Here is a 681-nt window from a genome sequence, read left to right on the forward strand (position 1 = left end):
CAGCGACGCCGCGAACTCCAGCGCCCGCGCCCGGTCGGTCTCGTCCAGGAGCAACGCGCGGTAGCGCGCGATGTAGCGGGCCGCGCCGAAGCCGGCCACCGCGATCAGCCGCCCGCCCCGCAGGTACCCGACGACGGTGCCCTTGATCGTGCCGCCGGCGAGGCCCTCGCCGTGCAGCGGCAGGATCGCGTCGGCGAGGTCGGGCCGCCCGATCAGCTGGATCTTGAGGCCGAACTGGTCCGACCAGAAGTAGGGGACCGTCGGCGGCGGTGCCTCGGTGCCGGTGATCGCCCGGGCGACGATCGTGGCCTGGTCGGTCGTCGAGGTCCAGTGCTCGTGCCGGTGCCGACCGCCCTGCGCGGGGTAGTCCCACGCGGCGGCGTCGCCGACCGCCCACACCCCGTCGAGCCCGACGACCCGGCCCTGCGCGTCGCACGGGATCCCGTCGGCCAGGTCGAGCCCGGTCTCGCCGAGCCACCCGAGGTCCGGACGGCCGCCGATCCCGACGAGCGCGACGTCGGCCTCGATCCGTGACCCGTCGGCCAGCTCGACGGCCACGCCCGGGCCGTCCGCGTCGACGAACCCGGTCAGCGCCACGCCCGTCCGCAGGTCCACGCCGCCCTCGCGGATCAGGCGCGCGGCGAGCGCGCCGACCTCCGCACCGAGACCGCGGACCAGGGG

1 protein-coding gene is annotated in these 681 nt (G+C 76.7%); it reads right to left on the bottom strand.

Features of this window, described 5'->3' with window-relative positions:
- The coding region (locus tag ACL02T_RS34925) for an FAD-dependent oxidoreductase (RefSeq protein WP_412835096.1) at positions 1 to 681 on the bottom strand (681 nt) is incomplete at both ends.

The organism is Pseudonocardia oceanicola (assembly GCF_047200735.1).
In the GTDB taxonomy this organism is placed as follows: Bacteria; Actinomycetota; Actinomycetes; order Mycobacteriales; family Pseudonocardiaceae; genus Pseudonocardia.